General features: G+C 38.5%; 22 protein-coding genes and 1 riboswitch. Of the genes, 1 reads left to right on the top strand and 21 read right to left on the bottom strand.

The annotated features are described in order from the left end of the window. Positions 1-12: 12 nt before the first annotated feature. The 11 genes from tnpA to IGI79_RS05345 all read right to left on the bottom strand — a co-directional run bounded on the left by tnpA (position 13) and on the right by IGI79_RS05345 (position 11,415). Positions 13-417 (bottom strand): IS200/IS605 family transposase, encoded by a 405-nt coding sequence (tnpA, locus tag IGI79_RS05395; RefSeq protein WP_207463901.1) that lies wholly within the window; start codon positions 415-417, stop codon positions 13-15. A 548-nt stretch (positions 418-965) separates the two neighbouring features. Then, positions 966-1,526 carry a YpiB family protein gene (locus IGI79_RS05390; protein WP_029594129.1) on the bottom strand — a complete coding sequence of 187 codons (561 nt, stop codon included), beginning with the start codon at positions 1,524-1,526 and terminating at the stop codon, positions 966-968. Positions 1,527-1,531: 5 nt separating this feature from the next. Continuing rightward, positions 1,532-2,791, bottom strand: a complete 1,260-nt coding sequence (locus tag IGI79_RS05385; RefSeq protein ID WP_195273940.1) for a tetratricopeptide repeat protein — start codon at positions 2,789-2,791, stop codon at positions 1,532-1,534. After that, positions 2,792-3,838 carry a hypothetical protein gene (locus tag IGI79_RS05380; RefSeq protein ID WP_195273942.1) on the bottom strand — a complete coding sequence of 349 codons (1,047 nt, stop codon included), beginning with the start codon at positions 3,836-3,838 and terminating at the stop codon, positions 2,792-2,794. It abuts the gene before it with no gap. A gap of 241 nt (positions 3,839-4,079) precedes the next feature. Continuing rightward, positions 4,080-4,355: an HU family DNA-binding protein gene (locus IGI79_RS05375; RefSeq protein ID WP_002290178.1), complete on the bottom strand. Its 276-nt coding sequence runs from the start codon at positions 4,353-4,355 to the stop codon at positions 4,080-4,082. A 246-nt stretch (positions 4,356-4,601) separates the two neighbouring features. Then, on the bottom strand, positions 4,602-5,912 hold the full coding sequence (gene der, locus IGI79_RS05370; protein WP_010735768.1) for a ribosome biogenesis GTPase Der: 1,311 nt from the start codon (positions 5,910-5,912) through the stop codon (positions 4,602-4,604). 212 nt (positions 5,913-6,124) lie between these two features. Next, a complete protein-coding gene (gene rpsA / locus IGI79_RS05365; protein ID WP_010735769.1) occupies positions 6,125-7,357 on the bottom strand; it encodes a 30S ribosomal protein S1 in 1,233 nt (410 codons plus the stop codon). A gap of 133 nt (positions 7,358-7,490) precedes the next feature. Next, positions 7,491-8,171, bottom strand: a complete 681-nt coding sequence (gene cmk / locus IGI79_RS05360) for a (d)CMP kinase (protein WP_010735770.1) — start codon at positions 8,169-8,171, stop codon at positions 7,491-7,493. 126 nt (positions 8,172-8,297) lie between these two features. After that, a complete protein-coding gene (locus tag IGI79_RS05355; protein WP_010735771.1) occupies positions 8,298-8,933 on the bottom strand; it encodes an SAG1386/EF1546 family surface-associated protein in 636 nt (211 codons plus the stop codon). 84 nt (positions 8,934-9,017) lie between these two features. Next, positions 9,018-10,409, bottom strand: a complete 1,392-nt coding sequence (locus tag IGI79_RS05350; RefSeq protein WP_104775662.1) for a RecQ family ATP-dependent DNA helicase — start codon at positions 10,407-10,409, stop codon at positions 9,018-9,020. Then, positions 10,396-11,415, bottom strand: coding sequence for a helix-turn-helix domain-containing protein (locus IGI79_RS05345; protein WP_104775663.1), 1,020 nt, complete (start codon positions 11,413-11,415; stop codon positions 10,396-10,398). The genes IGI79_RS05350 and IGI79_RS05345 overlap by 14 nt, the downstream gene beginning before the upstream one ends. Before the next feature lie 29 nt (positions 11,416-11,444). On the opposite strand from IGI79_RS05345, the gene IGI79_RS05340 reads away from it, so the two are divergent. Beyond that, positions 11,445-11,666 carry a ferredoxin gene (locus IGI79_RS05340; protein ID WP_010735774.1) on the top strand — a complete coding sequence of 74 codons (222 nt, stop codon included), beginning with the start codon at positions 11,445-11,447 and terminating at the stop codon, positions 11,664-11,666. A 256-nt stretch (positions 11,667-11,922) separates the two neighbouring features. Here the strand turns inward: IGI79_RS05340 and IGI79_RS05335 are convergent, their stop codons facing one another. The 10 genes from IGI79_RS05335 to IGI79_RS05290 form a co-directional block, all read right to left on the bottom strand. Next, positions 11,923-12,654 (bottom strand): alpha/beta hydrolase, encoded by a 732-nt coding sequence (locus IGI79_RS05335; RefSeq protein WP_029594035.1) that lies wholly within the window; start codon positions 12,652-12,654, stop codon positions 11,923-11,925. A gap of 278 nt (positions 12,655-12,932) precedes the next feature. Further along, complete coding sequence (locus IGI79_RS05330; protein WP_019723228.1) at positions 12,933-13,340, bottom strand: type II toxin-antitoxin system death-on-curing family toxin; 408 nt, start codon at positions 13,338-13,340, stop codon at positions 12,933-12,935. Continuing rightward, positions 13,337-13,573, bottom strand: coding sequence for an AbrB/MazE/SpoVT family DNA-binding domain-containing protein (locus IGI79_RS05325; RefSeq protein WP_104775664.1), 237 nt, complete (start codon positions 13,571-13,573; stop codon positions 13,337-13,339). Before IGI79_RS05325 ends, IGI79_RS05330 begins: the two co-directional genes overlap by 4 nt. 225 nt (positions 13,574-13,798) lie before the next feature. Continuing rightward, the gene (locus tag IGI79_RS05320) at positions 13,799-15,139 is read right to left on the bottom strand and encodes a M20 family metallopeptidase (protein ID WP_104775665.1); all 1,341 of its coding nucleotides are present in this window, start codon (positions 15,137-15,139) and stop codon (positions 13,799-13,801) included. A gap of 375 nt (positions 15,140-15,514) precedes the next feature. After that, positions 15,515-17,038: a YfcC family protein gene (locus tag IGI79_RS05315; protein ID WP_010735777.1), complete on the bottom strand. Its 1,524-nt coding sequence runs from the start codon at positions 17,036-17,038 to the stop codon at positions 15,515-15,517. Positions 17,039-17,594: 556 nt separating this feature from the next. Next, positions 17,595-18,206 carry an ECF transporter S component gene (locus IGI79_RS05310; protein ID WP_019723230.1) on the bottom strand — a complete coding sequence of 204 codons (612 nt, stop codon included), beginning with the start codon at positions 18,204-18,206 and terminating at the stop codon, positions 17,595-17,597. 127 nt (positions 18,207-18,333) lie between these two features. Then, a riboswitch (FMN riboswitch) is annotated at positions 18,334-18,456 on the bottom strand. An 84-nt stretch (positions 18,457-18,540) separates the two neighbouring features. After that, the gene (locus IGI79_RS05305; RefSeq protein ID WP_010735779.1) at positions 18,541-19,257 is read right to left on the bottom strand and encodes a pseudouridine synthase; all 717 of its coding nucleotides are present in this window, start codon (positions 19,255-19,257) and stop codon (positions 18,541-18,543) included. Next, positions 19,257-19,832, bottom strand: a complete 576-nt coding sequence (gene scpB / locus IGI79_RS05300; protein ID WP_195273948.1) for an SMC-Scp complex subunit ScpB — start codon at positions 19,830-19,832, stop codon at positions 19,257-19,259. Before scpB ends, IGI79_RS05305 begins: the two co-directional genes overlap by 1 nt. Then, the gene (locus IGI79_RS05295) at positions 19,816-20,586 is read right to left on the bottom strand and encodes a segregation/condensation protein A (protein WP_029594036.1); all 771 of its coding nucleotides are present in this window, start codon (positions 20,584-20,586) and stop codon (positions 19,816-19,818) included. The genes scpB and IGI79_RS05295 overlap by 17 nt, the downstream gene beginning before the upstream one ends. Continuing rightward, positions 20,583-20,951 carry a GNAT family N-acetyltransferase gene (locus tag IGI79_RS05290; RefSeq protein ID WP_019723231.1) on the bottom strand — a complete coding sequence of 123 codons (369 nt, stop codon included), beginning with the start codon at positions 20,949-20,951 and terminating at the stop codon, positions 20,583-20,585. The genes IGI79_RS05295 and IGI79_RS05290 overlap by 4 nt, the downstream gene beginning before the upstream one ends. Positions 20,952-20,958 lie beyond the last annotated feature (7 nt).

Below are 20,958 nucleotides of genomic sequence, written 5' to 3'. Positions count from 1 at the left end.
CTCGCCTGCTTTCTATTTATGATTGTTTTCTTGATTTTGAATATATTTCTTAATCACATCAATTGGTGCTCCACCAGTTGTCAAAAGACAAAAACTTTTTGACCAGAACATTTCTTTCCAAAGAAATTGTTTGATTCTTGGATAATTGCGCTTTATCAAACGTGAACTAGCACTTTTATAGGCATTGATAAATTTTGTCAATTCTGTTTTTGGTTGAGCTTTGAACATAATATGAACGTGGTCTTTATCATGATTCCACTCAACTAAAGTGATGTGATACGATTCTGAGATTCTTTCAAAAGTCGCTTTAGCGTAGTTAGATATTTCATTATCAATTACTTGTCTACGATATTTCGTTACTAAAACAAGGTGATAATAAAGAAGAAATACTGAATGGTTATTTGTGTCTAATTCCATGTTATATCAACTCATTTCTTGTATAGACTGATTTTAACATGAGACAAAATAAAAAAGCAATACGCCTTAGTTGTCGGTCTTCGAGTTACCAACGGTAACCCTCATACCGAACGGCATTCATCACCCACCTATAGAGGATGGGCGACTTCTGCCTAATTCTGTTAAAATATAACTGATAATATTTAAGAGAGCCTATATTACTATCCGAAAATATCACTGGAATCAAATATGTATACATTTCTAACAGATCAACGCACCTTCCAAAAATCTAGAATATGTAAAGATCTCTGGACATTTCGTTCATACGGATCAACCAAAGGAATTTAGGGAAGCGACCAGAGATATTCTGGAACAAATTTGATTATAATAAGCTTTTTAAGAAATTTTGTTATTGAAATCCATTTTTTGTTGATCTAAAAAACTTAATAAAAACTAGGCTTCCTTTACGAATATTACTCGGAAGGAAGCCTAGACTTTATTATATATATTTTCACTATAGATACTTACTTATCATACTGTTACTTTTCCATGGTCAGCTTTCCCCACACTCAGCTCTTACTCTTCTGTGGCGCTTGAAGGATCATGCGGTTCACTTCATCAGATAGTTCAAGAAACGCATCTTTATCGCCTTCTTCTAATGCCTGATCGATCTGTTGGTAAAGCATGTTTAGTTTTGCTGCTTGCTCTTTTTCTTGGAAATAATGCTCGATTAATTCTGTTGATTCTTCGCTGATTGCATCTTCCCATGAGGCTAACGGGTTATCTTCGATGATGGCTAAATATTCTTTCGTTTGCCACGCATTTTCAAAAAGGCATTCGACATAGAGTGGATTTTTCCAATTCAGACGGATTTCGTGGAAGATCTGATCAGTGTCAGTAAATTCCTTTCCATCTAAAAATAGCTTCATCGGCTCACCTTCATAGGAAAGATCGGTGATCTGTAAACCACGTCTTGTTAAGTTTGCACCTTCAACAAAACGCACATTGTGTAAGATTGCTTCATGATTTGCCAGATAGTTCAAAATCCAAAATACTTCTCTACGACTGAAAGAGACATGGTTAACCATCCAAGTTAAGAAATTCTTCTTTTCTTTAACATCAATCAACATATTCATCACCTCTCTGTTAAATCATCTAATAGCGACAATACCTCCATATCCCCTGGTTCATAAGTTAAATATTGTTCCAATAATTCTCGTGTTTTTGCTAATTGGCCCTCTTCACGTAAGAATAAAGCATATTCTTTCAAGAAATCTGGCTCATGATCTAATTCATGGGCTGCTTGTTCATAGTGGACTGCTGCTACCGCAAAATCTTCTAATTGATTATAGGCATGAGCGAGGTTCCATTCTGCATAAGGATTAGCAACTTCTTCCATTTGGTTGACTGTTTGAACAACGTCTTCATAACGTTCTTGATCCAAGTAAAGATTACTCAACGTCAACAATGTCTCATCCTGCTTGTCACCGACATTCAAAGCATCAAGTAATAATTGCTCTGCTTTTTCTGTGTCGTGTAAACGAAACGCATTTTCAGAAGCTAAGTGATAAAGCTCTACTTGGAATGGATTCTCTTTGATACCATCTTCTAAGACTTGTTGTGCTTCTTCGATCATCTCTTCTTCTTGAAGGGCTTGACCTAGATAAAGGTATAAGGATTGATACTGTGGATTCAATTCCCGTAACTCTTGCAAATAATTGATAGCTTTTTCGTTCTCATGTAATTGTAGATTCGTGAACGCTAATTGGAACAAACGATCATCTGTCCGCTCTTCGGCTAAAGCTGCTTCCAGTGGTGGGATTGCTGCTTCAAAATCCCCTTGCATACTCAACGATTGTCCTAAGCGTTCTTGCATGGAAATACTAGAAATTTCTTCTATACCATTTGTTAACAACATTTCGTAAAGTGCAGAAGCTTCATTGAAACGGTCAACTGAAAAATATAATTCAGCCAATGCAAATTGAATCAATGGTTCTTCTGGTAATAGCTTCGCTGCTTCTTTCAATTTTGCTTCACTTACTTCAGGAATACCGATTACTTGGTACAAGTCAGCGATTGCTAATAGTGCTTGTGGATAGTACTCACTATCTTGATGGATTTTTTCTAAATAGTCAAATGCCTGATCGATCTCATTGTCTTCGATAGCAATCTCTGCCAACGGAATATTCCATTCATCATTTTCAGGCGATACAGTTAGCAGATGTTCAAAAATTGCTTTTGCTTCTTCTAAAAAACCGATGGCTAATAATTCTTCTCCTAACTCATGTAACACATCAGCCGGATCTTCTTGGAGCGCCTTTGCCAAATATTCATTTGCTTCTGTCAAATTTTCGTCTGCTAATGCTTGTAGCATTTTTTCACTATTTGTCATCATCTAAATCCCTCTAATCTCTTGAACGATCCTTTCATAGGACGCCATTGTTTTCAATAGTTCTTGCTCGTTTGGCAATTGATATCCATCTATTATACCAATTTTTTCCAAAACGAGAATTTTTTTGCTCTTTTCTGCTAAAACCAGCACATTTTCTAGATAATCCATTTTTGATATCTCTTCAGGCCAAATAATTGGATAGCCTAGATACTGCAGCCAGATAAAAAAATTCTTCAATTGGAAAGAAAGCGACTTGATTTCTGAATTCCAGATAAGTTGCATCAAGATACCTAAAAATTTTTTCATACTGGCGGAAAGCAAATGACTATTTTCAGTCAGATAAAAAGCTTGCTCAAATAGTTTACCATAATTTGCCACTTGTTCAGCGTCTTCTTGATAAAAATAAATGATTTCTTCTAGCATGCCAGCAAAAGGACGATTGAATAATTTTTCGCGATTCGGATAATTTTTGTAAAGATTTTGAAGAAACGGATGATCACAGACTAACCCACAACAGATAAAAATCAAAAAATCGATTTGTTTCCCTTCGATTTGTTTTTCACTGATCGTCCGATCATAAATGATCCGTTCTGGAAGGTTCGTCGTTTGAAGAGCCGATTCGTTCGACCCATGTAATATCTCGCATTGAGGATTAAGTGCTCGTGCCATGGAGCGGATCGAGACGGGGATCAACCAAAGTGTAGTCTGAAGATACGTATGTTTTTGAAAGAAGCCCGCCAACTCCATAACTCCCTCATTGCCAAAACCGATTACTAAAAGCGGTCGATTTTCGGGATAGCGTCTCGCATAGGACAAGAGGCTATGCAATTCAGATAATTGATTACACTGCGTATTGCCACAAATATACCAATCAATCGCTAACTTGTTCGTGAATGACTGTGTCATTTTCTCAGCGTATAGATCATAATAACGTTGGTTCGTCAAAAAAAGAATCGCTTGATCAATCGATTCATTTTTCAACTGACTGACAAATGTTTCCCCATAAAAGATTGTTGTTTCTTCTTGTTGGTAGCGATAGGATAACTCCATGTTGCCCTCCCCTTTTCTTTTATTTTACCATTAGTAAGTAAAATAAAAAAAGAATAAGAAAAACTTGTTAATGAACCCATGCCTTTTTTGATCAACTCTATTCTTTTATTTGATATGTAACGAGTTCCATTTGGTTGCTGAACTATTTGGTTGTTGCCTTTCTACTGCTTTCCGCCTCTTTTATCCATCTATATAAAAAAAAGCGCCTGTAGCCGTAGCCACAAGCGCTTTTTCAACTGTCTTATTTAACAGCGTCTTTCAATGCTTTACCTGGTTTAAATGCAGGTACTTTGCTAGCTGGGATTTCGATTTCTTCACCAGTTTGTGGATTACGTCCTTTACGAGCCGCGCGTTCGCGTACTTCAAAGTTACCAAAACCGATTAATTGAACTTTTTCGCCGTTAGCTAAAGCATCTTGAATAGTTGAAAATACAGCGTCAACTGCTGCAGTTGCGTCTTTTTTAGTTAAATCTGTAGCTGAAGCAACTTTTTCGATTAATTCTGCTTTATTTGCCATGGATAGATTCACCTCCTCCAACAAGAGATATGATAGGAACATCATTTTAGTTTAAAAACTTTCTGAGTGGTCCAGAAGTTTATAAGAAATATTGATTAAGTTTCAATATTCTGTTATCACGATATCATATGAATCGCTTAATAGCAAGGTTTTTGGCATTATTTAACCGCTTTTTTTAGTCATAAAAACGTAATACAAAAATATGCTTATTTTTTTTGAAAAAAACGGTACACTATGGTAAAATGCCTATTTTCTTCGACGTGGAATGATTCGGATCGAAGTTCCTTCAAACGTAAATGCTTTTCTGATTTGATTTTCCAAAAAGCGTTCATAAGAAAAATGCATCAATTCTTCTTCATTGACAAAAACAACAAAGGTCGGCGGTTTGACAGCCACTTGCGTTGCATAGAAAATCTTTAATCGCTTACCTTTATCCGTCGGCGTCGGGTTGATCGCTACAGCATCCATGATCACATCATTCAAGACTGCTGAAGAAACGCGTAGGTTTTGGTTCATGCTGACTTCTTCGATCATTTCAGGCAAACGTTCTAATCGTTGTTTCGTTACGGCTGAAACAAATAGAATCGGTGCATAGTCTAAGTAACGGAATTCTTCACGGATCTCTTGCTCGAAGTCACGCATCGTGTTCGTTTCTTTTTTGACTAGGTCCCATTTATTGACAACGATGATCACGCCACGGCCCGCTTCATGGGCATAGCCGGCGACTCGCTTGTCTTGTTCACGGATGCCTTCTTCTGCGTTCAAGACCATTAAAACGATGTCTGAACGGTCAATCGCACGCATTGCACGCATCACGCTATATTTTTCTGTAGTTTCATAAACTTTTCCACGTTTTCGCATACCAGCTGTATCGATCATCATGAATTTTTGACCGTCTTCTGAGACGAAGTGCGTATCGATAGCATCACGAGTCGTTCCTTCGATGTCCGAAACGATCACTCGGTCTTCACCTAGGATCGCATTGATCAAGGAAGATTTCCCTACATTCGGGCGACCGATCAAACTGAATTTGATGGTATCATCCTCTTCTTCTTCTGCTTCTTCATCAAAGAATTTCACTGCCTCATCTAAGATATCCCCGATCCCTAATCCATGACTTCCAGATACAGGGTAAGGATCACCTAGACCTAGTGCATAAAATTCATAGATATCATTTCTCATTTCAGGATTGTCGACTTTATTAACGGCTAAGATCACCGGTTTATTGCTGCGATATAAAATTTTTGCTACGACTTCATCTGCATCAGTGATGCCTTCACGGCCACTGACGACACAGACGATTACGTCTGCTTCATCGATTGCGATTTCTGCTTGGTGCTTGATTTGATCCATAAATGGTTCATCGCCTAAGTCGATCCCACCAGTATCAATAATACTGAAATCACGACCTAACCATTCCCCTTTAGCATAAATACGATCACGAGTAACTCCTGGAGTATCTTCGACAATCGAAATACGCTCACCGGCGATACGGTTAAAAATCGTCGACTTACCGACGTTTGGGCGACCAACGATTGCAATTGTTGGATTTGCCATATTTTTTCCTCCTCACATGTTTCCAATCTCACTTAGTGTACCGAATACTTCGCGAACTTTCAAGCTTAGATCGGTGAACATTCAAGTATTTTTCTGGATCACTGCCTATTACAAAAGAAAATGGTCTGGGGCGTAATCCCCAGACCACTTGTTTTACACATGTACAACTTCCCTTGATGCTGTAAATTCGCGCTTCGGGAACGATCATTCATTTATTTTTCAGAATCATCTGTTGCTGTTTCTTCTACTTCCCCTTTTAAGGCTTCGCCTAAGATGTCACCCATTGTAAATCCTGTGTTTTCTTCAGGTAACTCATAAGACTCAACTTCTTTTGGTTCTTTATCAGAAGCAGGTTTTTCTTCTAATGCTTTGATACTTAATGCAATCCGGTGCTCTTCTGGATTGACTTCTAAAACTTTCACTTGGACATCATCGCCCTCATGTAACACTTCATGTGGTGTCGCGATGTGTTTATGTGAGATTTGTGAGATGTGGACAAGCCCTTCCACAGTTGGGAATACTTCAACAAAGGCACCAAAGCTAGTTAATCGTTTCACTTTACCTTCAAGTACAGCGCCTACTGGAGCTTTTGTTTCGATATCTGTCCAAGGTCCAGGCAATGTGTCTTTGATCGATAATGAGATACGTCCTTGTTCTGGATTGATTGAAAGAACTTTGACTTTCACTTCATCGCCAACAGCTAAAACATCACCCGGTTTAGCAACATGTCCGTGAGAAATCTCAGAAACGTGTACTAATCCATCGATGCCGCCTAAATCAACAAACGCACCAAAATCTGTGATACGAGCAACGCGTCCTTCGATCACGTCATTTTCTTGGATAGTTGATAGTAATTCTTTTTTCTGTGCTTCTTTTTCTGTTTCAACGACTGCTTTGTGTGAAAGGATCAAGCGATTTTCTGATGGTTCGATTTCAACGATTTTGAATGTCATCGTTTTTCCTTTGTATTCAGAAAAATCAGCGACAAAATGATCTTCTACCATTGATGCCGGAACAAATCCACGAACACCGACATCGACAACTAAACCACCTTTAACTACATTTGTCACTGGTGCTTCGATGATGTTTCCAGCTTGGAAATCTTTTTCGATATCCTCCCAAACTTTTTTCGCATCTAAGCGTCGTTTTGATAAAAGGTAACTTCCGTTTTCTTTGTCTTTACCAATCGTGCTGATCACGACTAGATCTAACGTATCGCCAACCTTTACCACTTCGTTGATATCTTCAACCGGTAAAGTAGATAATTCTTTTGCAGGAACTACGCCTTCAACACCCGTTCCTTCGATTCCAACGATGGCTTGTTTGTCTTCAATGACTAAAACTTCTCCTTTGACGACATCGCCAACGCTCACTTCTTGAACGCTATTCATTGCATCTTCCATAGATTGGTTGTTATCTGTCTGATTTTGTTCAAATTCTGTCATAACACTTGTCCTCCTAACCAACATTCTGCCGTTAACTACGGTACTGCCTATAGTTTAATTGATTATTTAAAAAAAATAAAGCGATTTCGTTTGTTTTCCATTAAAATGGTCGGATTCTTCGCTTTTTTTCTATTTAGTCAAGAAAATATCCTTTTTGTTGAATCACTTCTTTGATCGCTTGGACAACTTCTTGAATCGTTTTTCCGGTTGTATCGATCCGTATCGCATCTTCTGCTTGCTTCAGGGGTGAAACTTTTCTAGTAGAGTCATATTCATCACGTGCTTGTATTTCTTTTGTCAATTCTTCTAAGTCTGTCGGAATATTTTTTTCAAGGTTTTCTTTGTGTCGTCTTTGTGCCCGTTCAGATACGCTGGCTACCAAGAAAATCTTCACTTCGGCTTTTGGTAAAACAGCGGTACCGATATCTCGACCATCCATGACGACACCACCATCTTCACCGATTTTTTTCTGGATCGCAACAAGAGCTTCGCGTACTTTTGAATGCGCAGCTACTTCAGAGACCGCTCGTGTAACGTCTGGTTGTCGAATATCTGAAGTAACGTCTTGCCCAGCTACAAAGACATGTTGTCCATCCGCCATTTGCTCAAATGAAATCGGGTGTTTGTTGATCAAATCGACTAACTCTGTTTCATCTGAAAAAGCAATGTGATGTTTGATTGCCAAGTAAGTGACTGCACGATACATCGCGCCCGTATCTGTATAAATATAGTTCAATTCATTTGCGATGATTTTAGCTACCGTACTTTTGCCTGAAGAGGCAGGACCGTCAATTGCGATACTAATTCGTGTCATTTTTCATAAACTCCCTTTTCTCAAAAAAAAGGGGCTGTGGCTCAAGCCACTGCTCCTTATTTAATTACATTTTATGAAGATACTCTGAGGAAAAACAACTCTTCAGTATTATCTTTTTAACTCCATTTATTGAACTCTAAGTTCTTGTCCTGGATATAACATGTAGTTGTTTGGATCGATTCCGTTCAATTGGAACAATTGGTCGACTGTAATGCCTGCGCGTTCTGCTACTTGTCTAGGGCCTTCACCCGCTTGAACGACTGTGGTTGAGCCTGAAACACCTGTGCCTGCCTCTGGTGTTGAAGTAGGTGTTGTTTCTTGTGGAGCCACACTGCTTGGTGTTGTTTGTTCTGGCTCTGTTACTGTTGAAGATGGTGTTGTTTCTGGTGTCACAGCACTCGTGGGTGTTGTTTCTCCAGCAACTGATTGTGTATCAGAAGTTGGTTCACTAGAAACTGTCGTCGATTCTACAGTTGATTCTACAGTCGAACTTTCTACGATCGATGAAGTCGTAGAGGAAGAAGATGCAGCGGTCGCACTATTACTTGATCCGTTTCTGATCCAGAAGTAAGCTCCTGCCGGAATGGCAATACATAAAACTAATAAAATCAAAAATAGCGATAAGAACAGGGTGTTCCCTTTCTTTTGCTGTCTTTGCGTACTTCTTGAAGATGCTTCATCCTCTGTATCGTAAATTGGTTGCTCCCATGGTTCTTGTGTTTCGTTATTTTCTGATGATTGATGTCTATCTTTTCTACTCACCTTATTGACCTCCTAAATTCTTTCCTAGTTATTATACCATAGGATAATCTTGATTGTACGAAAAAAATACCTCGCACCATTTTTTTAAAATAAATTTAGTAAAATGGTTTGCCAGTCTGTTGCTTCTACGGTTGGACTAATATGTCCAGTTTCAGAATGAAATAAGGACGCACCATCTCGATCACAACATTTTTCAGGTTTTTCTTTGAGGGTTTCACCGAAATAATCCATCAGACGTTCTCGTCTACATGATGTTGTATGGATATAAGCAAGCATCTGCTGTAGTTGCTTGATTTTGACTTGTTCTTGTTTTTTTAATTGCAGAAGCCATGTATCAGGACTTTGCATTTCATTTACCAGCATCAGCCATTTTTGCTGGATCTCATCGAACTGGGGCGCCTCTGTTTGCCCAGTTGACAGATGTTCTTCGAAAATCTGGCGTTGTTCTTTAGATAATTGTTGGAAAAAGTAATGGATCCCTTCATCTCCTGGCCGGTAAAGCAACACAGCGCTACTAGGTCGCTGGTCTCGGCCTGCTCGACCAATTTCTTGCATATAATTTTCCAGGCTATCTGGTAGATCGTAATGGATGACATACCGAATGTCTGCTTTATCGATCCCCATACCAAACGCATTCGTCGCAATCAAAAATTGCAGTTGATTTTGACTGAATTGTTGTTGAAGTTGGCGGCGTTGTGAGGCATCTAGCCCTCCATGATAATACCCCACAGCATAGTCTTTGCGAAGCAGTTGATAAAGACGTTCGACTTCTTTTTTAGTCGCGCAATAAATGATCATTGCTCCGTCTGCTTGTGCCATCAACTGACGTAATTGCTGGTCTTTTTCATCTGTATGAAAGACAAATAATGAGATGTTTTCTCGATTAACTGAATGCTTGACGAGGGCAGGTTTTGTGCGAAAGAGAATGTGTTCGATCTCTTCTTGTACCGGTCGCGTGGCTGTTGCCGTCAAAGCTAAAGTAGTTGGTGATCCTAATTCTTTGGCGACTCTTCCGAGAGATTGATACTCAGGTCGAAAATCAATGCCCCACTGTGACACGCAATGAGCTTCATCGACTACGTACAACGAGATTTTTTGTTGCTTCAGGGCATGAAGCACTTCCGGTTGCTGCAACATCTCGGGACTGACAAACACAAATTTATATTCGGATAAATGAGCTAACACATACTGTTTCTCACTTCTAGTGAGTAAGCTATTATAGGCAACCACCCTTTTCTCTCCTCGTTTTTGCAATTGCCCTACTTGATCTTCCATCAAAGAGAGTAACGGAGAAACGATCAATACCATCCCATCTTGCAAATAGCCAGTCAACTGATAACATAAACTTTTGCCATTACCAGTTGGCAGGATCGCTAAAACATCTTTCTGATTCAATAAGGTGGAAATGATCTCTTCCTGTCCTTGGCGAAAAGAGGTAAAACCAAAGTACTGTTTCAATGGATCAAGCAAATCCATTTTTATCCCCTCCTTTAAATGCCTCGATTTGTGCCAAACGAAATTCTCCGTAATCGATCGTTTGTCCTTCAAGATCTTTATATCTTAGCGTAAGAAGTGGTCGCTCCAACGAAGCTAAAGATCTTCTTGTCTCGGAGTGGATCAGTCGTTCAAAAGGAAAATCATCAAAAAAGATGGCCCACTCAATCAAATGGTCATTGATCGTGCCCTTCTTCAATCCTCGTTTCACCATCACTTGCTCCACCGAATCCCCAGATAAAATCAATGCTCTCGTCGTCAACATGCTTTGATTATAATTTTGTCTAAGCAACGGTGCAAGCAAATCGTATAATAAGAAATCTGAATGCTGTTCGATAATCGCTAATAAGCGATGGATACACTGATCTTGGAATAATTGCTGAGCTGTGCCATCTTCAAGGGTAGTCAGTTGGTACGCGAGTAAGCCTGTTTGCTTTTTACCAGAAAATTGGTTCGCTAAAAAGTTCGCTTGTTCGTCTGGCATCAGAGTAAAAATAGTAGAAAGTTCCTTTGATACTTGAGCAACCAGCTCCGTTTTGGTACACGTTGCTTCCTTCAACCATCTCTTAACTTGGTAAGCATAAAAAGGACCCGTCTCTACTGGTAAATAAGCTGTTTCATTGGCGGATAAGTGAGAGACGACTTGTACAGAGAATTTCAGCAAACGCCAACTAACAGTAGCTGTACGTCCATACTTATCATAGTGTAGTCCAAGGAGGGATTTATTTTTTCTTTGCATTTCCCCTTTTTTCGTCAGTTGCAACTCTCGGTCTTCCCACTTTAATAATCCCTCATCTATCATCTGTTGGATCTGTTTATCAAACGTTGCTTGTTCAAGTGAAGGAAAACAACCATGAACAACTAATAATCGCTGAAAAAAGCCAAAAAGTAGTACCGAGGATGTACGCTTGCCACTTAATAATTGATAGAGTGAGCTTGCTCGTAACTTGTCACTTGAAGAAAATAAAGATAAAATAAACTCAGTCATAGTAATCCCCTTACGTTAGGATGGTGAATATGTCATTATTATGTAAATTAGTTCCTGAACGTTGTATCGCATGTGGTCTATGTCAAATCGAGGCGCCTGATATCTTTGATTATGATGAAGAAGGAATCGTCTTATTTGCACAAGAACCAGAAGCACATCAACAATTCGTTCAGCCTTTAGAAGAAGCCAACGTAACCAAAGCTTATCAAAAATGTCCGGTTCGAGCAATCTTATTGGAAAAAGAAAATTGACCGCTCTCTTACAACTAACTTTTAGCAGGACTCTCCGATGATCTACTTGTTTTTTCTATGTTACAAAATAGATGAGATAATCGTATTCCCCTCAAGTGATAAGGCGTCATCCACGAAAATGATTCTTAAATTTTTTTGTGGGTGACGCCTTATTTTTCTAGGAGCTTCCTTTGAGACGTCTGTATCCGCCGATCAGCTTGTGAAATTTTCAATTATAAACGGATCATTTTTTTCGTCGGTCCGAAAAGTGACGCTCTTACTTGATTTGATTCAGCCAATTCATCATGGTCGTGACGATTGCTGTTTGTTGGTCTTCATTACTGATCGTTGCTTCACCATCACCTTTTTGATGACCATAACTACCAAATCCGCCATGGTTCCCTCCAGCGATGGAAACAAATTCTGTTTGTTCAGGTAAATAAGCTTTTGCTTCATCAGCTGCTTCTTGGTTCATGACTTCATCTTCACTTCCGGTGATACTGATGACCGGTAAATCAGTTTTTGCCAATGTCCCCTTTTCATCCGGATAACTTGCCATGAAATAAATACCTTTTAATCGTTCATCATCCAGATTTGCATTAGCATAACGACTTGCCATCACCCCACCTAAAGAATGTCCTCCAATCACAAAATCTTGATCTTTGAAATCCTCTCTGATTTTGTCTGCTTTGTTGCCACTCAGGATCGCCAGTTCAAAAGGCATTTTAGCAATGGCTACCGTGTAGCCATTTTCTGCTAGTTGCTCTGCCCATATACTATAACTTTCTGGTTCGACAAGCGCACCAGGATAAAAAATCACCATTGGATGTTCCGCCGATTTTTGCGATTCGAATAATAAATAATCCTCTTTATCTATTCCTTGCTTAAATGATTGCTCTGCTTGAGTCGATGGTTCGTACACACTTTGTTGCCAATAAAAATAACCTCCAATAGCACCTAATCCCAGTACGATCACTAATCCTATCAGGACTCGTTTGAATATTTTCAAAAACATCACCTTCCGTCATCTTTCATTTGATACTCTTATACACTAAATAAAATACGGTAAAATTGCAAATGATTTTATGTAAGATGTTATTATTGGATATCTTTGTAAGGAGGAACAACTGACAATGAAAAACCACCCCTATTTTGACAAAGTTCCTCAAAATAGGGGTGATTTCCTACATTGTTATATTAAACTCAATTTATGTATTCACTGTTGTGCATGAACTCGCCTCATTTAATCTAGGAAACGATCAATCAACTGGAAAATCGATGTGGGAACTACTTTGGATTAACTTTTCCTGACCGAATTAGGTAAGTCGAGACAGTTCGTTTTAATTCATCAAATTCTTTTTTACTAGTAGTAATATCTAAAATGAATTTAACTGCCTCTTGTTGGGTAAAAGTTGTTGTATATCCATTCGCTTGCAAAAATGTAATCATCGATACAAATGCTGTACGTTTGTTACCATTATGAAAAGGTTGCTTTGTAGCTAAATTGATTGTAAGTATAGATGCTTTATCAAATATCGTAGGACACAAATCTCTGCCAAAAACTGACTGTGCAGGTTGATTTATTGCCATATCTAGTGCAGTTGCATCTTTTATACCGATTGTTCCCCCTTGAGAATATGCTAAAATTACTTTAGCATTTATCTTTATGATGTGTTTTGAGGTCAAATATATCATAGGTCGACCAAATCTTTCAATGCTTGATCATATTGATTCATCACAGAGTCGACAATAGTATCAATATCAATTTCCTCTTGTGCTTTTACTATCCTAACTGCCCCATCTGTATCAAATATATAACTAATAGACTCTCCAGTTTTAACTCCAATATACTCTTTTACTTCATTTGGTATTGTTGTTACATCACTATTTCCAGATTTTCTGATTTTGTATTTACGAATTTTATCCATTAATTTTTTTCCTTTCTGTTTATAATATATTCAATATGTAGATACATATTATCATAGTATATACATTCCAACAAATTTCTGAGTATGTGAAATAGCTATTACGCTTGTTGCTTAATTATGGATGTTTAGATGGTAAAGAAATCCACCACTATTTTGATAAAGTTTCTCAAAATAGTGGTGGGTCCTTTTAATGACTCTTCTTTTGCTTCTTAACTAACTAATGGCTTACTTCCCACACAAGCGATAAACCGCTTCTGCGTAGATTTCCATCGCTTTGTACATACTGCTTAGTTCCCATCGTTCATTGGCTTGGTGCATGAAGTCTGGTGTATCAGGGAACATTGCACCGAAAGCGACACATTGGTTCATCGTACGAGCAAAGGTTGCTCCACCAGAAACAAATGGCTCAGTCATATCCCCTGTGATATCACGGTACGTTCCTAATAAGTTTTGGATCAATTCACTCTCCAAAGGAACGTATAATGAATCCAAGAAATCAAATTCTTCATATGATAAATCGTATGCTTTGATTTTTTCTGTCATTTTTTCGACAAGCTCATCTTTTTTTAAGGTGACAGGGATACGCATGTCCACCCCGATTTTTGTTTGCTCAGGTGTGATTTCTAAACTAGCGAAGTTCATCGTCAACTCACCAGATTGTTCGTCAACAGTCTTTCCGACTACTTTTTCACCAGTCGCATTTTCTTGGACTAATTCTCCTAAAAACTTGATTGGCGCAAAATCAAAAACTTCAGATAAAGCGATCGCTAAACGAGAAATCGCATTGACACCTTCTGCTGCATCTTTTGCGTGGATACTTTTTCCTAGCACTGTGATCGAGTCACCTTGATCTTCAAATTCGAAGTTATGTTTGGTCAACGCTGCTTTCACTTCTGCCAATTTTTCACCTGAATAAGGTGCTGAATCCGGCACTACGTTTAGTGCCCCACCAGCATTTACAGAGAATTCATTTGTGCCAGGACCGGTCAAGTAAGCTTGTAGCAAACCTTTTTCTGCATAGATCAAAGGAAATTCTGCATCTGGTGCAAAGCCTTGTGTGATTCCTTCTTCTTTTTCATTGTATTTATCTAAACAACGCCAAAGATTTTCTTCGTCCGTTCCGAAGATGAAACGAATGCGCGTATTAAATTCTACCCCTGCATCCATCAATGCTTTCACTGCGTACATTGCAGCAATCGAAGGTCCTTTATCGTCTTGGGAGCCACGGCCAACTAACCAACCATCTTTGATCGTTGGCTCAAAAGGTTTAGATTCCCAGTTTTTTTCATCGCCTCCAGGGACAACGTCCATATGGCATAAGATACCAAATAACTCGTCTCCTGAGCCTACTTCTGCATAACCATAGTAGCCTTCGGGATCTTTAAATGTTTTGAAACCTAATCCTTCACTGATTTCTAACACTTTATCTAAAGCTTCTACAACTTTTTTCCCAAAAGGATGTCCCTCTCCAGAATCAGATTCATCCAACACAGAAGGAATTCTAATCAACTCACTTAATGATTCTAATGCTTGTTCATGATGTTGTTCTGTTACAAATTGTTTCATCAACTTTGCCTCCTCATTATTTAAAAAAAAGATGGCGGCAGAAAATACTACTTTGATCCACATGTACATCTGCTCGAGTGCAATAGGACACTATTTACGAAATTTTCTGTGAAAAAGCCAACACCTTCGGAAATAAGCGACAAAACCCAAAATCCAAGTTTCGGGTTTTGTCGCTTATTTCTTGGCGCTGGATTCTTCAGTCACCATTTCATCAACAGAGTAACTCGTTTTTTCAAAGGTCTTGTTTCTACCGACGATCTCTTACATACAAGTGATACATCGTACTTGGTGAATAAAGGATTCATGTCTCTTTATTCAGTCAATAGATATTGTTTCTTCATTTATCATAGAACTTTGGCTGTCATTTGTCTAGAATTAGAACATTGCTGCTACACCTAAGATCACACAGATAGCAACAAATAAGATGGCAATCAACTTCCCAGTGAATTTCCACCAAACGGAAATATCAAAGCGAGCAATGGCGATTGCACCCATTACGATAGCAGAAGTTGGCGTGATCAAGTTCACTAATCCAGATGCTGATTGGTAAGCAGTGATTACTAGATCTTTACCGACACCAGCAAATTCTCCCATTGGTCCCATGATGCCCATTGTCGCAGCTGCTAAGCCAGAAGTTGATGGAATCAAGAATGACATAGGGATATAGAAGATAAATGTAAGGATCAAGAAGACACTTGATGATAATGAGCTTAATCCTTGTTCTCCCCAATGTAAGATCGTATCTGTGATCAAACCGTTGTTCATCACTACTTGGATCCCACGAGCAACAGCAACAACGATTGCTACACCAATCAAGTCTGAAGCACCTGCTAAGAATTCTTTGACAAAATCAGATTCTTTCATACCAAAAGTGATTGCCACAACGATTGACATTACTAAGAATAACATTGTGATTTCAGGGAAATACCAATCACCTAGAGGCAACATGTTTTTACCTAAAACAGTTCCAATTACAGGTAGGCCAGTTAACCAATTTGTCAATGACTCAAAAATAGTGAAGTTTTCATTCAATGTTGTCCATGGAATCAAACTAATGATCATGATACCAAAAGTAAGGAAGAACAATACATTGACATGTTTTTGTTTCTTCGTGATCATTTCTTGACGATTGATTGCTTCGATATCAAAGTGTTTCATGTCTTCTTCGCGCTGATTATATACTAAAGATTTGGTTGGATCTTTTTCGATCTTCGACGCATAGCGATACACATAAATAATAGAGATTGCTAGTAAGACAACGAACATAAAGAAACGTAACCCGATTCCTTCACCCATTGAAATACCAACAGCTTGTGATGCAACTCCTGTCGCAAATGGGTTAACCGTTGATGCCAAACAACCCACTTGAGATCCGACCAACACGATGGCTACCGCTGTGACAGTATCAAAACCGACGGCCATCATAACAGGAATCAATAATGCGTAAAATGGAATCGTTTCTTCCGCCATTCCATAAGTTGAACCACCTAAAGCGAATAAAAGCATCAATACAGGGATCAACATTTTTTCTTTCCCTTTGAAGCGTTTCACAACAGTTGCGATCCCAGCATCTAATGCGCCAGTTTTATTGATGATTCCTAAGAAACCACCAACAATTAAGATAAAGAAGGAAATTGGAATTGCCGCAGGTGTTTCTTTTGTTAACTCACCCGCTGGTACACCCAACATCCCGTTGACTGGAGCCATAAAGATATCCCAAAGTCCTTGTGGATTTTGTTGGACTCTTTCGTAAGACCCTGCAATGATATTACCGGCTTCATCCACACTGTAGTGTCCTGCTGGGATGAACCATGTAAGTACAGCGATAATGGCAATAATAATGAATAAGACCGAGTACGCTGAAGGCATTTGAAATTTCTTCTTCGTTGTTTGTTCCATTTTCTTCTTCCTTTCTCGTTTCAAAAATCTTTGACACATCGGTATTTTATCAAAAAGATGATAAGAACAAAAATAATAACTAGTAGATTCGATAAATTTTATTCAAAACCCTCGTTTATTGTCCCTCCTTTGATTATTTAGTTGAAATGCTTTATTCATACTAATTGTAGCGTTTCCGTCGTCTATTATATCAGGTCCATCTAACAAACAAAAGGAGAAGAATTTCACGCAAAAACGTATAAAATACATTTTTATACAAAAAGCCAAAAAATACTCAGACACGATTTATAAAACGCTTACACAATGTCAGTTATTGAATTTTTTTTCATAACAAAATATTAAGAAAAACTTTAAAAAAATGAGTGTTAGCTAGGTGAATACCTATGATTGGTCATTTGTTATCCTCCCAAATAACCTATCTAGGCTCTATATAAATAACTGAAAATGCCCTTTTTCATAAAAAAAACTTGAAAGTAGGAACTCCTACTTTCAAGTTTACTTGTATTCTTTGTATTATATGCTATCGTAGTCTTTTTTTAAAAAGAGTCATTTACTTTTATTTTACAACGCTATGCCGTTTTTCTAACTGGTGTTGTTTTCTGCTCAACCAAGGCAGTAGTTTGGCGTGTAAGACAAGGAATGCCACACTAACGATAAATCCTTTGATCAAGTTAAAAGGTACAATACCGATCAAAATGTAATTTGCCAATGGCATACCTAACATTTGGGTTGCGTTTAGGCCTAAAAATGTTAAATAAAGAGGTGTGATTACAAAATAGTTCGCAATACTCATGAAAATGGTTAGTGCAAGTGTGCCACTGATCACGCCTAAAATTTGATTTTTTCCTTTTTGGTATTTGTTTCTTTTAAAGATGTAGAAAATCGGTAAAGTAAAGACCGCGGTTGAAAAGAAACTAGCGACGTCGCCAACTAGATTCTCCGGACTAAAACCGGTCATGATCAAATGTAAGATCGAACGTAAAAACGCGGTAACGATCCCCGCTAACGGACCAAATAAAAACATGCTGATCAAAACTGGGATATCACTAAAATCGATTTTCAAAAAGCTAAATGTTGGCATGATTGGAAATGAGAAAAATTGCAAAACCAATCCGATTGCAGCAAATAATGCGACCGCAACCATTTTTTGTACTCGGGTGTTCTTCATGTTGAAATCCTCCTGTTGGGATTCCTCTTCAGCGAACTATTCAACCACGTAAACACAAACAAAAAAACTCTATTTTCGCAGGGGAAAATAGAGTTAGAGTCATTTGTACATACGTATGCCAAATAAGCTCTATCTTCTTTATCCAGACTTTACTGTCGGTATCGGAATTTCACCGATTCAGCTACTCGCAAAAGTAGGTCGTGGACTATAACCACCGGTCGGGAATTTCACCCTGCCCCTGAAGACGAACCATATCTAATTTTTGTTTACCAATTTATTATACTTATTTCATAACAAAAAAGCAAGGTATTTAGTCTTACAAAAAGTAAGTTATTTATTTTGATTGATTCAATAACTGACTGATTTCTTTTTTATTGAGCTCACGATACTCACCAGGACGTAAACCTTGCAAGGTCAATTCGCCATATTTTTCTCGTTTTAATTTTTGCACAGGTAACCCGACGGCTTGTAGCATGTTTTTTACTTGGTGGTTACGGCCTTCATGGATCGTTAATTCTACGATACTATGATTCGTGTGAGGATCAACAGATAAAATGGCATACTTTGCAGGTGACGTTTTCTTTCCTTCAATTTTGATTCCTTTTGTCAATGGGTTCAGCGCTGACTTAGTGGCGATCCCTTTGACTTTGGCAACATATACTTTATCAACTTCATGCTTTGGATGCGTCAATCGTTGCGCAAAATCACCATCATTCGTCAATAAAAGTATGCCAGAAGTATCATAATCTAGACGTCCAACTGGATAGATACGCTCTTTGACCATTGGTAATAGGTCTGTCACTACTTTCCGGCCCTTGTCATCTGCTACAGCAGAAATGACCCCTTTTGGCTTATAAAGTAAATAATAGCCATATTCTTCTTGATAGATAGGCACTTGGTCGACTTCCACTGTATCGTGTTTGCCAACTTTTACGCCAAGTTCTTTGACGACTTGACCATTTACTTTTACTCGACCAGCCAAAATATATTCCTCGGCTTTACGACGAGAGGTAATTCCTGCGTGAGCAATTACTTTTTGTAATCTTTCCATTATCTGTTTTCTCCTTCATGCACGCCATCAAAAAATAAATCAAGGGGTGCGTCTTCTTCCAGTGAACGTTCGATATCTTGAATATCGGGTAACTCATTTAGCGATCTCAGACCAAAATAATCTAAAAAATGACTTGTGGTCCCGTACAGGATCGGGCGACCTGGTCCATCGACTCGCCCTTTTTCTTCGATCAGTTGGTGTGCAGTCAAGCGTTGAATCGCGCCAGAAACTTGAACACCACGAATCAACTCGACCTCACTTCTAGTGATCGGTTGTTTATATGCAATGATTGCTAGTGTTTCGACTGCCGCTTGTGACAAGGTATTCGATGTCCCTTGCACGTATCTTTTGACGATCGGCGCTAACTCCTTTTTGGTAGTCAGCACGAGTTGTTTTTCTGTTTCAAAAAGATGTAACGCTGTGTTGTCATTTGCTTCATAACTAGCTGCCAACTCTGCCACTAAAGCAGTCGTTTCTTCTCGTGTATAGGTCAGTAAGGCACTCAATTCTTCGATCGTCGTTCCTTCTTCTCCTACTATAAATAAGATTGCTTCAAGTTCACTTAATTTCGTCATGTTGTGTATCTCCTACTGCTGGATAAAGCATGATTGATTCATAATTTTTTTCTTGCTGAGCCACGATCTGTCCATTTTTCATCAATTCGAGGATCGCCAAAAATGTTGTGACGACTTCGTTTCTAGAAGGCGTTTCAAAAAAAGATTCGAACAAACAGCCATTTTTTTGAGAGACGATGCGCTGTTGGATAAATGTCATTCGTTCTTCGATTGTCGCATCATCAGGTGCGATCGTTTTTTCTTCTTTTTGAGCAAATTTCTTTCGTTCTAAAATTTTCTGCATGGCTTGAAATAAATCGATTTTTTTCACTTGTCCACGCTTCAATGGTTTTTCTTGCCCCAATAACTCATCGATTGCAGAAGGTTCTTTTGTGAAATACAAACTACGTTCTTCTGCCTTTTCAGTAAGCTTCTCTGCTGCATACTTGAATTTGCGGTATTCTAACAGCTGATTGACTAATTCGTCACGAGGATCTTCTTCCCAAAATTCTTCTTCGTCATTGCTTACTTCTTGGATAGGCAATAATGTCTTACTTTTGATTGCCATCAGTGTTGCTGCCATGACAAGGTACTCTCCTGCCACAGCTAACTCAAGCGTCTTCATCGTATGGATATAGTTCATGTATTGTTCCGTGATAGTGGCGATCGGGATATCGTAAATATCGATCGACATATCTTGGATCAGATGAAGGAGTAAATCTAATGGACCTTCAAAGACATCTAATTTGATATTGATTTCTGACACATCATTCACTCTTCCTTATTTTCATTGATCCATCTACTTAAATAAGCTTCTGTGATATCTGTTGGATGGATCAACACATCGGGGTATTTTGCTTGCAATTCATTCAACATTTGAAACCCGATATTCTCCCCCCGGTAGGAAGGATTCAACGAAATATCGTGAATCGTCATCTGATCTTTATCATTCCAATGCACACCAATGATTCCTTGGATATTTGTAGAATCTTCTGGCGTATAGAAAAAAAGTTCATAATCCTCAGCAGATTCATAGGTATCGATCTCTTTTAGTAAACTTGATTCTGCATTTAACTTTTTATGAAAGCTCAATAGTCCCATCGCGATTTTTCGGTTTTCTTTTCGATAATGTGTTAACATTTTCTCA

The organism is Enterococcus sp. AZ084, assembly GCF_051714905.1.
GTDB classification, from domain to species: Bacteria; Bacillota; Bacilli; order Lactobacillales; family Enterococcaceae; genus Enterococcus_B; species Enterococcus_B pernyi.
This window is presented reverse-complemented; position numbering and strand designations above follow the sequence as displayed.

Excerpts from the sequence above, each read along its gene's own strand:
- tnpA (WP_207463901.1), bottom strand. The coding sequence starts at position 417 with ATGGAATTAGACACAAATAACCATTCAGTATTTCTTCTTTATTATCAC.
- IGI79_RS05390 (WP_029594129.1), bottom strand. The coding sequence starts at position 1,526 with ATGTTGATTGATGTTAAAGAAAAGAAGAATTTCTTAACTTGGATGGTT.
- IGI79_RS05385 (WP_195273940.1), bottom strand. The coding sequence starts at position 2,791 with ATGATGACAAATAGTGAAAAAATGCTACAAGCATTAGCAGACGAAAAT.
- IGI79_RS05380 (WP_195273942.1), bottom strand. The coding sequence starts at position 3,838 with ATGGAGTTATCCTATCGCTACCAACAAGAAGAAACAACAATCTTTTAT.
- IGI79_RS05375 (WP_002290178.1), bottom strand. The coding sequence starts at position 4,355 with ATGGCAAATAAAGCAGAATTAATCGAAAAAGTTGCTTCAGCTACAGAT.
- der (WP_010735768.1), bottom strand. The coding sequence starts at position 5,912 with ATGGCAAATCCAACAATTGCAATCGTTGGTCGCCCAAACGTCGGTAAG.
- rpsA (WP_010735769.1), bottom strand. The coding sequence starts at position 7,357 with ATGACAGAATTTGAACAAAATCAGACAGATAACAACCAATCTATGGAA.
- cmk (WP_010735770.1), bottom strand. The coding sequence starts at position 8,171 with ATGACACGAATTAGTATCGCAATTGACGGTCCTGCCTCTTCAGGCAAA.
- IGI79_RS05350 (WP_104775662.1), bottom strand. The coding sequence starts at position 10,409 with ATGGATTTGCTTGATCCATTGAAACAGTACTTTGGTTTTACCTCTTTT.
- IGI79_RS05345 (WP_104775663.1), bottom strand. The coding sequence starts at position 11,415 with ATGACTGAGTTTATTTTATCTTTATTTTCTTCAAGTGACAAGTTACGA.
- IGI79_RS05340 (WP_010735774.1), top strand. The coding sequence starts at position 11,445 with ATGTCATTATTATGTAAATTAGTTCCTGAACGTTGTATCGCATGTGGT.
- IGI79_RS05330 (WP_019723228.1), bottom strand. The coding sequence starts at position 13,340 with ATGATATATTTGACCTCAAAACACATCATAAAGATAAATGCTAAAGTA.
- IGI79_RS05325 (WP_104775664.1), bottom strand. The coding sequence starts at position 13,573 with ATGGATAAAATTCGTAAATACAAAATCAGAAAATCTGGAAATAGTGAT.
- IGI79_RS05320 (WP_104775665.1), bottom strand. The coding sequence starts at position 15,139 with ATGAAACAATTTGTAACAGAACAACATCATGAACAAGCATTAGAATCA.
- IGI79_RS05315 (WP_010735777.1), bottom strand. The coding sequence starts at position 17,038 with ATGGAACAAACAACGAAGAAGAAATTTCAAATGCCTTCAGCGTACTCG.
- IGI79_RS05310 (WP_019723230.1), bottom strand. The coding sequence starts at position 18,206 with ATGAAGAACACCCGAGTACAAAAAATGGTTGCGGTCGCATTATTTGCT.
- IGI79_RS05305 (WP_010735779.1), bottom strand. The coding sequence starts at position 19,257 with ATGGAAAGATTACAAAAAGTAATTGCTCACGCAGGAATTACCTCTCGT.
- scpB (WP_195273948.1), bottom strand. The coding sequence starts at position 19,832 with ATGACGAAATTAAGTGAACTTGAAGCAATCTTATTTATAGTAGGAGAA.
- IGI79_RS05290 (WP_019723231.1), bottom strand. The coding sequence starts at position 20,951 with ATGTTAACACATTATCGAAAAGAAAACCGAAAAATCGCGATGGGACTA.